The organism is Agrobacterium sp. CG674 (genome assembly GCF_053521645.1).
On the sequence record NZ_JBNWDZ010000001.1, the window covers coordinates 817,212 to 831,679 of the forward strand.

The following is a 14,468-nucleotide window of genomic DNA, read 5'->3' on the forward strand; positions in this document are numbered from 1 at the left end:
TTACGATTAATAACGCGCTGGTGCCATCGGCATGCCAGAGGTCTGGCGGAAGTAGCCTAGGTCGCGTTCGGCTTCGCTCAGATCATAGCCGAGGTCGTCGGCCTCGCGGCGCGCGCGGCTGCGGTCTCGTTCCGCATCGTCGATGCGGTCGCGCAGGCTGCGGCGGTCTTTGTCCTCGGCCTTTTTCAGCTCTTCGGAGAGCCGGTTGGCTTCGGATTCCCGTGAAAGGACATCGGACCTCAGAGAATCGATGCGGGAGCGCAAGTCATAGACCCGCTTGCCGAGGCTATAGCCGCGCACAAATCCCGGTTCCATTTCCGGTGGGCAGACATTGTTATAGGCACCGCCGGATTCTCCATGGGAAGCACCGCTCAGGGGCGTGCAAAAGCGTTTGATCCCGGTCTGATAGCCCTGATACCATTGGGTCTGGTTCGGTGTTGCGCCGCTCTTGGAGCAGGATTTCACATGGTCGGCAAAGCGGCTCTGCGGATTATAGCCTGCCGCGCCATCCGTATCGCCCACCACACCCCAGTCAGCCACGCGGCATTCTTCTTTGGACATGGTGCCGCATGAGGCAAGCGTCGTGATGACGGCTGCTAGGCCGATGAATGGCAAGAAACGCATAGATACCCCCGATGAAAAGCCCCGCATTTTTAAAGCATAGGTGAAAGAGATATTCCAGATTTACTGGAAAGAGTTCACAGATCAGTTCAAAGGTGAGGAGATAAGCAGAATTCCGAATTGCTACAGAACAATGAGATCTGCAATAGAACATAAGAAATCAAGAATAGACTGAATTAGATTGCGCTGAAGGGGAGGTGTGGAATAAGGACCGGCAGCCCTTGACCTTCCCATCATGGGAAGCATTACATGGGTCTGTGAAAGGGGAAATCCCATGAACGAGACTGTCAAGATAAACGCCGATACTGGCACCCATTCAGGCACTCAGGCAGAGCCGCTTTCCATCGCTGTCGAAGGCATGACCTGCGCGTCCTGTGTGCGGCGTGTGGAGCTGGCCGCAGCCAAGGTGCCGGGGGTGACGGCAAGTTCTGTCAATTTCGCGACGAAGCGGCTGACGGTGGAACCGGCGGATGGATTTTCGGCCATAAAGCTTGCCGCTGCCGTCAGGAAGATTGGCTATGAGGTCGCGCCCCGCACGATCAAACTCACTGCACATGGCTTGAAAGCTGGCGATGCTGCACGTTTGCAAGCCGTTCTGGATTCTGTCGCCACCACGGTCAGCGTTGTCGTGAATGCCGAGACTGGAGCCGTGACCGTGGAAACCATGGGTGGCGACCGGCAGCGCGAGGCGCTGGTGGAAACGGCGAGACTTGCCGGTTTTGCGCTGAAGGCTCCCGGTTCCGGTGCCGCTCAAACCTCGCAAGCCCATGACCACGGGCAAGATGATGAGGCGCGGTTGAAGCGCGACGTCATCCTGTCTGCCATTCTCACCGCACCGCTCTTCGTGCTGGAAATGGGCGGGCATGTCTATGCGCCCATGCACCATTGGCTTATGGGCGTCATCGAGACGCAGACGCTCTATTATCTCTATTTCGCGCTGACCACGGTCATCATTTTCGTCCCCGGCTGGCGCTTCCTGAAATCGGGTTTTCCGGCCCTTGCCCATGGCGCGCCAGAGATGAATTCGCTGGTGGCGCTGGGCGTGAGCGCGGCCTATCTCTATTCGCTTGTCACCACATTTGCGCCGGGCCTGCTGCCCGAAGATGCGCAGCATGTCTATTATGAAGCCGCTGCCGTCGTCGTCACGCTGATCCTTATCGGGCGGCTGCTGGAAGCGCGTGCCAGCGGCAAGACGGGCGATGCCATCAGCAAGCTCACGGGCCTTCAGGCCAAGACGGCGCGGGTGGAGCGCGGCGGCGCGATGCTTGATCTTGCAACCGATGAGGTCGTCGGCGGTGATATCGTCATCATTCGCCCCGGAGAGCGGTTGCCCGTGGATGGCGAGGTCGTGGAGGGTGCGTCCTTTGTCGATGAATCGATGATTTCAGGCGAGCCGGTGCCGGTGGAAAAGACCGTGGGCCATGCCGTGACCGGCGGCACCATCAATGGCAATGGCGCGCTGAAGTTCCGAGCCACCAAGGTGGGCGCGGATACGATGCTGGCGCAGATCATCCGCCTTGTGGAGCAGGCGCAGGGCGCGAAACTGCCCATCCAGCTGGCTGTGGACCGGGTCACCGCGCTGTTCGTACCTGTCGTGATGGCCATCGCCGCGCTGACCTTCGTCATCTGGGCCATGTTCGGGCCGCAACCTGCCTATACCTATGCCCTCATCAATGCGGTCGCCGTTCTCATCATCGCCTGCCCCTGCGCCATGGGGCTGGCCACACCGACATCCATCATGGTCGGCACGGGCAGGGCAGCGCAGCTCGGCGTGCTGTTTCGCAAGGGCGAGGCGCTGCAAGCGCTGCGATCCGTCAAAATTGTGGTGGTGGACAAGACGGGCACGTTGACCAAGGGCAAGCCTGAACTGACCGATCTGGAGCCGGTGGAAGGCTTCGAGCCTGCGCATATTCTGCGGCTTGTGGCGTCCGTGGAAAGCCGTTCCGAGCATCCCATTGCAGAGGCTATCGTGCGGGCAGCGGCGGCTTTGCCTGACAACCCACCCACCATGACCGACTTTGAAAACCTGCCCGGCTACGGCATTTCGGCCACCGTGGATGGTCGCAAGGTGCATGTCGGGGCAGACAGGTTCATGGTAAAGCTCGGCCTTTCCGTTGACGCCTTTGCAGACACCGCGCAGCGATTGGGTGACGAGGGGAAGACGCCGCTCTATGCCGCCATCGATGGAAAGCTTGCAGCCGTTCTGGCCGTGGCAGATCCGCTGAAGCCTTCGAGCGCCAAAGCCATCAAGGCACTGAAATCCATGGGGATTGAGGTCGCCATGGTGACGGGTGACAATGAGCGCACGGCCAAAGCCATCGGCAGACAGGTGGGCATCGATCACGTGATTGCGCAGGTGCTACCGGAGGGCAAGGTGAAGGCCATCCAGGATTTGCGGCAGCGCCACGGCACTCTGGCTTTTGTAGGCGATGGCATCAATGATGCCCCGGCATTGGCACAGGCTGATATCGGCATGGCCATCGGCACCGGCACGGATGTTGCCATTGAAAGTGCTGATGTGGTGCTGGTGGGGGGTGATCTCATGGGCGCGGTGCACGCCATAGAGATGAGCCGCGCCACCATGCGCAACATCGCCCAAAACCTGTTCTGGGCCTTCGGTTATAATGTGGCGCTGATACCCGTGGCGGCGGGTGCGCTTTATCCCGCCTTCGGCATCATGCTGTCGCCCATGATCGGGGCAGGCGCCATGGCGCTGTCTTCGGTGTTTGTCGTCGGGAATGCCTTGCGGCTGAAAACGGTGAGAGTATCACGATGAATATTGGTCAGGCATCGGAAGCATCAGGCGTATCGGCCAAGATGATCCGCTATTACGAGCAGATCGGCCTCATTACGCCACCAGCCAGAACCGGAAATAATTACCGCATCTATGGCGCAGAGGAGGTGCATACGCTGCGCTTCATCAAGCGGTCCCGCACGCTGGGCTTTTCGCTGGAAGAAACGCAGACGCTTCTGGCGCTGTGGCAGGATAAGACCCGCGAAAGCAGCGCCGTGAAGGACATAGCCACCGCCCATATCGCGGATCTCGAGCGCAAGATCACCGAGATGAAAAGCATGGTGAAAACGCTCTCCCACCTTGCCCATTGCTGCGGCGGCGACAACAGGCCCGACTGCCCTATTCTGGATGATCTGGCGGGCATCGACGGGGCCGACGCAAAGCATTGAAACATTCCAAAACGAAAGGACAATCCCATGACCACAACGACATTTACGGTGCCTGACATGACCTGCGGCCATTGCGAAAAAACCATTCGCGGTGCGGTATCCGAGGCACTTCCCGGCACTGCCATCACCATCGATCTTGCGGCGCACAGCGTGACCATAGACGGCGATGCAGCAAAGGCGGAAGAGGCGATGCGCGAGGCGGGATACAGCCCGGAACGTGCGAACTGAGCACGTAAAAAGGCCGGATCGTCTCAATGACAGACCCGGCCTTTTATGACTCGAAATGCGTAGGATCAGACCTCGTCGAATGCTCCACCCTCGCGGGAAGGGTTGCGGTCTATAACGCGTTCTTCCTCATCGTCGGGCAGAGCCTCATCACTTTCCTGGTAAGGATCGTCTTCGCTCTCTGCCTCTTCTTCCATCAGTTCATGCTCGAACTGCTGGGGAATTTCGCCTTTTGCTGGAAGGTCATCAATATCGAGTTCGACCAGATCCTGATCGAACGCATCTTCACCTGTCGAAATCTTGTCACGCGGATCCATGATGTGTTTCCTGCCTGTTTTGTGGATTTTATGATGATTGGGTGGTCATGATGGCGATCATCGAGAGGTAGATGACGAATGCCATGATGCAAAAGCCAGCGAGCGCGAGGATAATCCCGCGACCGGCCTTCTTCTTCGTGCCCTTGTCCTCTCCCGCTTCGGTGGAGGCCAGCATAGGGTCTCTGTCTTCAATCTTCGTCACGGAGGGTCTCCTTCGGTATTCCTTGACCTAGAGAACGGGCCAAGGGTGCGAAGGTTCCTGAGGGCTATTGTTTCAGCATCCAGGTCGTGGCGTGGGAAACCGCGCCTTGGGCGGCGTTCAAGCGGGCAGACCGCACCGGCTCGAAGCTGTCTATGCGCTTGGTGCCGACGAAGCGACCATGATCCGCAAAGACTTCGATGGAGCCATAATCCACAAAGATGCGCAGGCGGAACGGGCGTGCGCCCTCCGAAATATAGCGCGGCGTCGGTCCTTCGCGGTCATCCTCATAACGTATCCACAGGCCCGTCTCATCGCAGACAACGCCCAGCTTGACGGTCGGGTGGTCCAGTTCCAGATCGAAGGGCAGGCCGGGCTTTTCCAGCTCGAACAGAATTTCGAATGCGCCATTCGGAAACTCGACAGTGTCGCCAGCGGCAAGCCGGGTGCGGTCCAGAATGCGATGGCGCAGGCTTTCCGCAGCGCCGATGGGCGGTGTCAGAAGCGCGCCATTCGAGAAAATCATGCGGCGCGGCAAGGTCATGGCGGTGGGAAAATCGATCTCCGGCGTGGCATCCGCCCAATTGGCCAGCCAGCCGATGCCGACAATGGTATCGCCATCCAGAAATGCCTGGAAGGCATAATTGTCCGTGCCGAAATCCAGCTCCTGGCCGAATTCCTTGACGAAAGTCTTGCCATCGAACCAGCCCACATCGGCCATAGCAAGGTTCTTGCGGCCGGTTACAGCATCTTCCGAATGCATCAGGCCATAGACCAGCACCCAACGGGTGGAGCGGGAATTGGCCGGGCCATCCAGCGGCAGCAGGCAGGGGCATTCCACCGCAGTCGTCTTGTAGCGCGTTTCCACCCACAGCTTGCCGACATAGGTCCAGCCGGATGCCGCAGTAGGGTCTTGTGTTTCGTAAAGCAGAATAACGCCGCCGCCATCGCTCTGGCTTCCCAGCAGCATCTTCCAAAGCCCATCCGGCCCCCGGAACACGTAAGGATCGCGGAAGTCAGGTGTCAGGCCCTGCCCATCCGGGCGGTTGCCGAGGATGACCTCGGCCTGTCCGGCCATGATGAGATCCGAAGAGGTGGCGGTTAGCTGGATTTGTTGTTCGGGAACGCGGTCCTGCACCTGTTCGGTAAAGAACACGCGGATACCTGTGCCTTCCACCAGTGGAATGGTCGAGCCGGAATAGGCCCCGCCGCGCTTGTCTGGCCGTGTCGTGAGTTCCTCAGATGGGAACAGGAAGATCGGCAGGTGTCGCCATCGCAGATAATCCGACGATACCGCATGGCCCCAGTGCATGGTGTTCCAGCGCAGCCCGTGGGAATAATGCTGATAAAACAAATGTGGACGGCCCTCGAAACGGCCAAAGCCATTCGGGTCGTTCATCCAGCCGAAGGGCGGGCGGAAGTGGTAACTGTCGGGCAGTTCCGGTGCGGCATTATCCGGCTTGGTGTGAACAACGGTGATGCCGGTTTCCAGCACATCCGACGCAATGAACCAGTAGATGACAGACACGGCAGTGGTGACCGTGTCGTAGCTCATCTCGATACGCCCGCCGCCAAACACCTGATAGATGCGGAAGTTATACTCATCCACATTGGTGGATGAGACCTCACCGAACTTGCCATTATGGTTGGAGAATGACACCGCCCCCGGCTCATCGGCCTTCTTCGCCTTCAGCCAGACATGGATAGTGGCGTTGACCGGCAGATCGGTTTGTATGGTGCGCACAGCGCTCTCGACCTCAACGGGCAATGCGATGTCATTCATTCCACTATCCTTTCATCTCTGTGGGTGCACAGCATAGGAACGAAAGTGGCAGGTTAAAGTTCAGGAGCTTTATCGTTCGTCGATGAGCAAAGAAGCACAGATTCATCCTTCAGCCATTCACAAAGACAACTCATTTTGGTCTAACAGATGCCGCAGCGGTGGCCGGGAAAAGAGTGAGGGTTGGTGATGCGGGAGATCAGGTACGTGTTCGAGAAGCGGGATTTCGTTGCTCTGACCCGTGCGTTGGTGCGCCCGTCTTTATTGACCACTCTGCTCAAGCTGTTTTTTGCGGTGATCATTGCGGCGAACCCCCTCATTGTTATGGTGTTGAGAGGTGCGGACAATGTGTCGCCTGAATATGTAGAGATCTACACAAGATATCTGCCACTCTGGTTTCTGCCACTCTTTTTCGCTCTTTTTGGCACGCAAGTCGCAGGTTTGGCGGCGGCTTATGTCTTCAAGAGGAACGCGTCTGCAAACAAGGAAATTATTGTGGAGTTGCAGGAGAATTTCATTCTCGCGCGCTCCGAAGACATCAGGAGCGAAGTATCCTGGAAGTCGGTCGTCAGGGTCATCGAGACAGACCGGCATCTATTGCTTGCGCTGTCCAAGCGTGAGGGGCTGACACTGCCTAAGCGCGCCTTTGCGTCGGAGAACGAGATTGCCGACGTCATGCACTTCGTTTCTTCCCATGTCAGCCCGCAGACGCCCATTGTCAAATACAGGGGCTTGCGGACAATCGATATGAGATCAGTCTAACCGCTCTCGCAGTTGGGACATGACCTGCCTGCCGCGCATCTCATCATCCCTAAGCATCTCAAGGCCGATGGCGATGTTTTCACAATGGCGCAGGTCTGGTGAGTTCCCGCTCACCAAGGAAACGCTCTCAGGTGAAATGCAGTCCTCAGATGTGCACACGGCCCCTGCTGGCCCGGCGAACCGGGCAGCAGGGGCCGTGTCGGTCCGCCGCGCTTAAAGGGTCTTCAAATATTCCAGAAGGGCGTGCTTTTCTGCATCCGGGAGCGTGGTGCCGAATTCATGGCCGCAGCGGCTGTTGCCGGAATTGCGGTTTTCACAGCCGGTGGTGACGGTGGTGGAGGTGAGGCCGCTTTGGGCTGACGCCAGGCCAACCTTTTCAATGTCATAGTCCCGGCCGACATTGAATTGCGCAGGGCGTTCTGCGGCTGGTTTGAGAAGATCTGCCAGGGTGGGAACGGAACCGTTGTGCAGGTAAGGCGCGGTTGCCCAGATGCCCTGTAGGACGCGCGATTCATATTTGAAATTGGTCGACCCATCCGGCGCGGTCTTCTTCATGACAGTGCGGCCTTCGCCACGCGATCTCGGGAAAGCTTCCTTCAGCTCCTGCACTCGTTCAGGCAATTGCAGTTCCGGAATGCTGGAGTTTTTGGCTGTCGCAGACGGTGCGGATGCCAAAAGCGATGCACCATTTTTGCGACTATCCAGCAACATGCTGCCATAGTGCTGCAGGATGCTGCCACTCACCGCAACGGTCAGGATATCGATGGACGGTTCGATCTTGCCAAGCTTGTCGTTGAGGAACGGAATGCGCGCACCTTCCATCACGCCGGTCGCCGCCGTCCAGTTCATGATATTATACTCACGGCTATCCGTGCCGACATCCAGAATGGGTGTGGCCCATGTTTGGTTGAACAGGCGTGGTTTGCCAGGTTTGATGCCGTGGCAGTCTGCACAGCCATTATTGCCGGAGCTGTTGAAGATGGCGGCGCCCTTTGCCGCTAACGTCTGATCAACCGGGAAGGGGTATTTCGGCGGGCCCATCTTCTGGATCAGCCCTTCAAGTGTGGAAAGGCCGTTGAAATTGGTGGAATTGCCGCTCAGGTAATCATAACCAAGCAGCGACCATTTTTCTTTTTTCGGCGCGAATTCTCCAAACACGCCGTAGACTTCGCCCACATTGCGGGCAAGGCCCAGAAGATCACTGCCATTGGCCGCAAAACCCGGCCACTGGGTATAATCCTGAATGGAAGCATTCCACAGGAAGGGGTAGCGCACCGGCGCATCAGCCGGCTTGATGTTGGCGACCAGCAGATTGGAAGGCGGCGGGCCGATATCCAGCCCCGTCAGCCGATTGAAGATCATGCCAACCGCATCCAGACGACCGACGCCCCAGCTTTCATGCGGAACGCCGTTGGCGACGATGGCATTGAAACGCTGCGTCCACAGCCGGAATTCCGTTTCCAACCATGCGCGGCTGTTGGCGTCCTGATACTCCGTTCCCAGCACTTCCTTCGCGAAGGCTTCGTAGGCAGTCTTGTCATTGACGACCGCCTGCGTGGCGTTATTGACGTCCACCAGAAGGCCGTGGAAATCCACCAAGGCAGGTCCACCATCGATGCGGTAACGTGTGCCGGAGACAGCGATTTCGCGCGTATGACAGGCGGAACAGGTCATGCCGACCATCTGCTGCGCGTCATCACCCGTAACCGGAAAGCCGACAGGAAGGCCCATGGACGGCCCATCCATGGGCAGGTATCCATAGCGGGACAGACCATCGGCAAGAAAGCTCGTTCCATCCGGATGCTTGAGTGCTCGCAGCCACGACAGCGCGATGAAACGCGAGCCCTGATCCTGGGTGTAGTACAGGTTTCGGGTGTTTGCGTTCCAGTTGTTGCCCTGATCGGTGTAGACGATTTGCTGCGCCGTAACCGGCGCGGTGAGACAGAGCGAAAAGACGCCAGCCATCAATATTGTTGAAAAACGGAATGTCATATCCAAATGCCCCACTCAAGCCCCAATGGAAAACCCCATCGCAGAGTGCTAGCGAAGGTTGTGATATTCAATTATAAATATTCATCTGTAATCTTTTGCGCGCTTAACGGTACTTGCTAAAGAGCTTATGGAGCTTTGCTGTTGCAGACACTCGAATTTGCGCATCGCTGATCCCATATAGGGGCAAACAGGGAGAAAACCCGTGATCCAGTTCGACAATTCCTATGCGCGCCTTCCAGAGCGTTTTACCGCCGCTGCCTTGCCCACGCCGGTTGCAGCACCCTTGCTGCTTGCATTCAACCACCCCTTGGCATCGGAGCTTGGGCTTGGGCTTGAGGTTGAGGGCGTGGATGATGCGCGGTTGGCTGCGATTTTTTCCGGCAATGCCGTGCCGCAGGGGGCAGAGCCGCTGGCCATGGCCTATGCGGGCCACCAGTTCGGCAATTTCGTGCCACAGCTTGGTGACGGGCGGGCGATTTTGCTGGGCGAAGTGATTGATATAACGGGCAAACGCCGGGATATTCAGCTGAAGGGTGCCGGACCAACGAAGTTTTCACGGCGCGGCGATGGGCGTGCGGTGCTTGGGCCGGTGCTGCGGGAATATATCGTGTCTGAAGCCATGCACGCGCTGGGCATTCCCGCCACGAGGGCACTGGCGGCGGTGGCGACGGGTGAGCGGGTGCAGCGGGAAACGGGTCTGCCCGGTGGCGTGGTCACGCGCGTGGCGGCGAGCCATATCCGCGTCGGCACGTTCCAGTTCTTTGCTGCGCGGGAAGATAATGAGGCCATCAAGGTGCTGGCCGATTACGTGATCGACCGGCATTACCCGCATGTGAAGGGCGCGGAGAGGCCTTACTTTTCGATGCTTCAGGCCATTGCCGAGCGCCAGCGTGCACTGGTGTGCCGATGGTTGATGGTGGGGTTCATCCATGGCGTGATGAACACCGACAATGTGGCGATCTCGGGTGAGACGATCGATTTCGGGCCTTGTGCCTTCATGGATGAATATAATCCTAACAAGGTGTTTTCCTCCATCGATGCGAATGGGCGCTACGCCTATAACAGCCAGCCTGGCATTGCCCAGTGGAATATGGCGCGGCTGGCGGAGTGCCTGTTGCCGCTCTTGGATGAGGATGCCGAGAAGGCAGTGGAACTGGCCAATGGTGTTCTGGCGGAATTTGCCACGGATTTCCCGAAACGCTGGCTTTCCGGCATGCGAGATAAGCTTGGGCTTTCGACCGCAGACGACGCTGACGAGCAATTGGTGCAGGACTTGCTGGCACTGATGCAGCGCAACGAGGTGGATTTTACGCTGACATTCCGGCGTCTTTGCGATGCGGCAGATGGCAGCCCGGAGGCGTTTCGCGGCGCCTTTACCGATCTTGATGGTGCCGACGAATGGCTGGCACGCTGGCGGCAGCGGGCATGGCGCGAAAGCGCAACCGAGAGCGACCGCGCAAAGGCCATGCGGGCAGTCAACCCGGCGCGCATTCCCCGCAACCACCGCATTGAGGAACTGATTGCAGCGGCGGTGGAAGATGGTGATCTCGAGCCGTTCCACGCCATGCTGAAGGCGATCCAGCGGCCCTATGAGGATCTGCCGGAGTTTGCGGTTTATACCCAGGCGCCGATGGGGCATGAGCGGGTGTTTCGGACGTTTTGCGGGACGTGATGGTGGGGCTCTTTATCTCTCCCCTTGTGGGAGAGAAAGCGATTTCAACGTCTTAGCCATAGGCTAAGTGTTAGGAATCGCAAGTGAGGGGTTGTTTGTCGGCGCAAGCGGCAAACCCCTCACCTGAAAAATCTATGACTTAGCTTTCAGCTAAGGTCATGATTTTTCTTCCTCTCCCACAAGGGGAGAGGTAACAGAGCAAGCCTTTCGGCCTCATCCAACCTTCGCCAGCCCCTCACGCGGCGCATAATACTGCCCGAAGCGGTTGGCGAGGAAATCGGCCAAGCCGATATCTTCCTGTTTCACAAAGCCTTTTTGCGGCAGTTTGTTCTGCGCTAAGAGGTCCAGAACCGTGGTGATGCCTGCGGCGGTGGTGATCTGGATGGCGCTCATCATGCGGCCGGAAACGGGGCCGGAATAGACCTTGTGGGCGCAGGTTTCCTGCATGAAGCGGCCGCCCTTGGTGCCGCAGACGGTGACGAAGACGATGACGACATCCTGCATGGTGGCGGGCAGCGCGTTTTCAAAGAGGTCCTTCAGAACATCGCGTCGGTTGCGCAGGTTGAGGTCGTTGAGCAGCGCCTTCATGATGGAAACGTGGCCGGGATAACGGATGGTGCGGTAATTCATGGTACGCACCTTGCCTTCCAGCGTGGACGCCAGAGTGCCAAGGCCGCCTGAGGTGTTGAAGGCCTCATAGGTCATACCGTCAAGCGAGAATTCCTCGCGTTCCTCAAGGGCCGGAACGGCGGTAAGGCGTCCCTCGACGATGGCTTCGCAGGGCTCGATATATTCGTTGATCAGGCCGTCCGTGCTCCAGGTGAGGTTATAATTCAAGGCGTTGGACGGATATTGCGGAAGCGCGCCGACGCGCATGCGCACGCTATCCAGCTTATCGAAACGGGCCGCAAGATCGGCGGCGACGATGGAGATAAAGCCGGGGGCGAGGCCGCATTGCGGGATGAGCGCGCATTCGGATGTTTCGGCCAGCTTCTTGACCTTGCGGGTGGATTCCACGTCTTCGGTCAGGTCGAGATAGTGCGCGCCGACGGCAACGGCGGCTTCGGCAATGCCAGCTGTGAGGTGGAAGGGCGCGGCAGACAGCACCGCGAACTTGTCTTTCAACAGCGCCTGAAGGCCGAGGTGATCGGTAATATCGACCACTTCGGTATCGATGCGCTCATGGCCGGGAACATTGGCAAGCTGATCGACCGAGCGATCTGCGACCGTGACCCGGTAATCGCCCGTGACGGCCAGCATCCATGCGATGGCAGAGCCGATATTGCCTGCGCCGATGATGACGATGTGTTTCATGATGTCCCCTCAGACTGAAATATTGAGGTAACAGGATGCCGCTTTTTCGGAAGGATTCGTAGCTTCACTTTGTACGAAACTCCTGCCATATTTACGCATATCGCCAAGGGGAATATGCAGAATGCCGATAAGTGACAAGGACCGGACGCTGCTTTCTCTGCTATCGGACAATGCGCGGATGCCGGTGGCCGAACTGGCGCGCAAGCTGGGCCTTTCCCGAACGACGGTGCAGGCGCGCATAGAGCGGCTGGAAGCCGACGGCGTGATTGCGGGCTACGGCATCAAGCTCTCCGAAAGCTATCTTTCAGGGCTGGTGCGGGCGCATGTGCTGATCACCATAGCGCCCAAAGCCTTGGCAGGCGTGACGGCGGCACTGGCGGCCATCAAGGAAGTGACGACGCTGCATTCGGTGAGCGGCACGTTTGACCTGATTGCCATCCTAGCCGCACCCTCCATCGCCGATCTCGACCGGCTTCTGGACCATATTGGTGCGCTGGATGGCGTGGAGAGGACGCTGTCTTCGGTGATCCTCTCGACGCGCATTTCGCGGTGAGAGTGTGCCTCATGCCGGGTCCGTGCTGCCCCGTCTGGCCTTGAAGAACATTTTCAGGCGCTGGGTGGTTTCGGGTGTCCAGCCCTCAGGCTGGGTGACTTCGAGCCAGGCGTCGATGTAGTGTTCCGGTGCGTAGACGTGGCCGTAGCCGATGGGGGCGGTGGTGGCGGCTGCGACGTCGAGGAGAAGTTGCAGGCCGGTGACGACGGGAAACCAGCGGAAGGATGAGGAGATATCGCGTCCGCGCGGCTGGGCCATCCATTGCGGGCGGCGGTAGAAGGCCGAGGTTTCGAAGAAGGTGATGGGGTCGCTGGCATATTGCAGATAGACGATGCGCATCGGCCCCCATTGCGCATCCGGCATGTGGGCGCTGCTATATTGATCCGCGAAACGGATGACCGAGGAATCGCGGAATTTCGGTAGCCAATAGGGAGTGCCCGCAACGCGGCCTGATGTGGCCATGCGCCATGTGGGGCTGGAAAAGGGCGGGCCGCTCCACAATGCGCCCTGGAATGGATCTGCCAGAACATCGTAGAGATCGGATGATTTCTGGCTGTTGAGAGCGCCGAGGCTGAGGCCGTGCAGATAGAGCTTCGGGCGTGTTTCCTTGGGCAGCGTCGTCCAGTAGCCATATATGGCCTCAAACGATGCACGGGCGGTTTCCACGCCGTAATCGGGCTCTGTGAGAAGGGCGATCCAGCTGGAGAGATAGGAATATTGCACGGCGACGGTGGCGACATTGCCATTGTGCAAATATTCAAGCGTATCAATGGCTTCCGGGTCTATCCAGCCGGTGCCGGTGGGGGCTACGATGACGAGCGTTTCCCGCGCAAAACCGCCGGTACGCTTTAATTCCTCAAGTGCCAAGGCGGCGCGCTCCGCAGGGGTGGCTCCCGCATTCAGCCCGGCATAGACGCGGATCGGCTCCATGGCGGGGCGGCCGGTGAAGGCGGAAATGTCAGTGCTTTGCGGGCCGGTGGCCACGAATTCGCGACCGCGACGACCGAGCGATTCCCACGTCATGAGGGACGCGGCGCTGCCGGTTTTCAAGGGGTTTGAAGGGCGCGGCACATCCGGCTCGATGAGGCTATCAACCTGCTTGAGCGAGCTATCGGCAAAGCGCAAGCCGATATCCAAGATGAGGCCGTTGAGGAGAAAGAAGGCGATGATGGCGGCGGCGGCGATGCCCACGACATTGGCAAGGCGATGCGGCAAAAACCGGCGGCTGCGCTGGGAAAACATGCGCCTGATGATTTGGAAGAGGCGACCGAAACCGAGCAGAAGTGCGGCGATGATGACCGCTATGGCACCCGTTCTGAAGCGGTGGGCGCTATCCAGCGGCTCCAGCTCCATCAACACGCGGATGGAATTTTGCCATGTGGCCGACTGCCACAGAAAGCCTGCCGCCGCGACGATGGCGGCCAGCGAGACGACGAAAAGCACGCCGCGCTTATTGTGCCGCGAGGGTTGCGGCAGGCCGAGATAGATGGCGACATCTTTGAGAAGGATGCCGATGAGATAACCGATGCCGAAGGAAAAGCCGCTGAGGACGCCTTGCATGACATAAGTGCGCGGAAGCAGCGATGGCGTGAGCGACACGCACAGCAACACGGTGCCGAAAACGATGCCCGTGCTCGAAAGGGGCATGGCCAGATGCCTGATCCATCTCAAAATTCTGCGTCCTTCCAAATGTTGAGCTGATTGTAATATGGCCCCGCAGTGGGTGGAAGAGATAATTTTGAAAACAATAGGAAAATAATCCTTGACGGCGTGACGGTCGTTTGATAGGTTTATGGCACAGTCGGAAAAGTGCGGATGAGCCACGGTGTTGGCTCCGGATCTATTCTATT

13 protein-coding genes are annotated in these 14,468 nt (G+C 58.5%); 6 read left to right on the top strand and 7 right to left on the bottom strand.

Going from position 1 to position 14,468, the window contains the following annotated elements; translation table 11 throughout:
- Window positions 1-6: 6 nt before the first annotated feature.
- Window positions 7-624, bottom strand: a complete 618-nt coding sequence (locus tag ACQZ51_RS03955; RefSeq protein ID WP_448775327.1) for a DUF2799 domain-containing protein — start codon at window positions 622-624, stop codon at window positions 7-9.
- A gap of 271 nt (window positions 625-895) precedes the next feature.
- On the opposite strand from ACQZ51_RS03955, the gene ACQZ51_RS03960 reads away from it, so the two are divergent.
- The 3 genes from ACQZ51_RS03960 to ACQZ51_RS03970 are packed head-to-tail and all read left to right on the top strand — an operon-like array spanning window position 896 to window position 4,032.
- Entirely contained in the window at window positions 896-3,397 is a 2,502-nt protein-coding gene (locus ACQZ51_RS03960) for a heavy metal translocating P-type ATPase (protein WP_448775328.1), read from the top strand.
- On the top strand, window positions 3,394-3,804 hold the full coding sequence (gene cueR / locus ACQZ51_RS03965) for a Cu(I)-responsive transcriptional regulator (RefSeq protein WP_448775330.1): 411 nt from the start codon (window positions 3,394-3,396) through the stop codon (window positions 3,802-3,804). The genes ACQZ51_RS03960 and cueR overlap by 4 nt, the downstream gene beginning before the upstream one ends.
- Window positions 3,805-3,831: 27 nt before the next feature.
- Complete coding sequence (locus tag ACQZ51_RS03970; protein ID WP_448775332.1) at window positions 3,832-4,032, top strand: heavy-metal-associated domain-containing protein; 201 nt, start codon at window positions 3,832-3,834, stop codon at window positions 4,030-4,032.
- A 65-nt stretch (window positions 4,033-4,097) separates the two neighbouring features.
- On the opposite strand, the gene ACQZ51_RS03975 is transcribed toward ACQZ51_RS03970, so the two are convergent.
- From ACQZ51_RS03975 to ACQZ51_RS03985, 3 genes are all read right to left on the bottom strand, one after another.
- On the bottom strand, window positions 4,098-4,346 hold the full coding sequence (locus tag ACQZ51_RS03975; protein WP_448775334.1) for a hypothetical protein: 249 nt from the start codon (window positions 4,344-4,346) through the stop codon (window positions 4,098-4,100).
- A gap of 28 nt (window positions 4,347-4,374) precedes the next feature.
- Entirely contained in the window at window positions 4,375-4,548 is a 174-nt protein-coding gene (locus ACQZ51_RS03980) for a hypothetical protein (RefSeq protein WP_448775336.1), read from the bottom strand.
- A gap of 64 nt (window positions 4,549-4,612) precedes the next feature.
- Window positions 4,613-6,328 carry a GH32 C-terminal domain-containing protein gene (locus tag ACQZ51_RS03985; RefSeq protein ID WP_448775337.1) on the bottom strand — a complete coding sequence of 572 codons (1,716 nt, stop codon included), beginning with the start codon at window positions 6,326-6,328 and terminating at the stop codon, window positions 4,613-4,615.
- Window positions 6,329-6,514: 186 nt separating this feature from the next.
- On the opposite strand from ACQZ51_RS03985, the gene ACQZ51_RS03990 reads away from it, so the two are divergent.
- Complete coding sequence (locus ACQZ51_RS03990; RefSeq protein ID WP_448775338.1) at window positions 6,515-7,087, top strand: YcxB family protein; 573 nt, start codon at window positions 6,515-6,517, stop codon at window positions 7,085-7,087.
- Between the two features lie 213 nt (window positions 7,088-7,300).
- Here the strand turns inward: ACQZ51_RS03990 and ACQZ51_RS03995 are convergent, their stop codons facing one another.
- The gene (locus tag ACQZ51_RS03995) at window positions 7,301-9,079 is read right to left on the bottom strand and encodes a di-heme-cytochrome C peroxidase (RefSeq protein WP_448775340.1); all 1,779 of its coding nucleotides are present in this window, start codon (window positions 9,077-9,079) and stop codon (window positions 7,301-7,303) included.
- Window positions 9,080-9,284: 205 nt separating this feature from the next.
- Between ACQZ51_RS03995 and ACQZ51_RS04000 the strand changes: the two genes are divergently transcribed.
- The gene (locus ACQZ51_RS04000; RefSeq protein WP_448775771.1) at window positions 9,285-10,751 is read left to right on the top strand and encodes a protein adenylyltransferase SelO; all 1,467 of its coding nucleotides are present in this window, start codon (window positions 9,285-9,287) and stop codon (window positions 10,749-10,751) included.
- 213 nt (window positions 10,752-10,964) lie between these two features.
- On the opposite strand, the gene ACQZ51_RS04005 is transcribed toward ACQZ51_RS04000, so the two are convergent.
- On the bottom strand, window positions 10,965-12,065 hold the full coding sequence (locus tag ACQZ51_RS04005; RefSeq protein WP_448775342.1) for a saccharopine dehydrogenase NADP-binding domain-containing protein: 1,101 nt from the start codon (window positions 12,063-12,065) through the stop codon (window positions 10,965-10,967).
- 121 nt (window positions 12,066-12,186) lie between these two features.
- Between ACQZ51_RS04005 and ACQZ51_RS04010 the strand changes: the two genes are divergently transcribed.
- Window positions 12,187-12,618 carry an Lrp/AsnC family transcriptional regulator gene (locus tag ACQZ51_RS04010; RefSeq protein WP_448775344.1) on the top strand — a complete coding sequence of 144 codons (432 nt, stop codon included), beginning with the start codon at window positions 12,187-12,189 and terminating at the stop codon, window positions 12,616-12,618.
- Between the two features lie 9 nt (window positions 12,619-12,627).
- Here ACQZ51_RS04010 and ACQZ51_RS04015 read toward each other — a convergent pair whose 3' ends face one another.
- Complete coding sequence (locus ACQZ51_RS04015) at window positions 12,628-14,265, bottom strand: alpha/beta hydrolase (protein ID WP_448775346.1); 1,638 nt, start codon at window positions 14,263-14,265, stop codon at window positions 12,628-12,630.
- Window positions 14,266-14,468 lie beyond the last annotated feature (203 nt).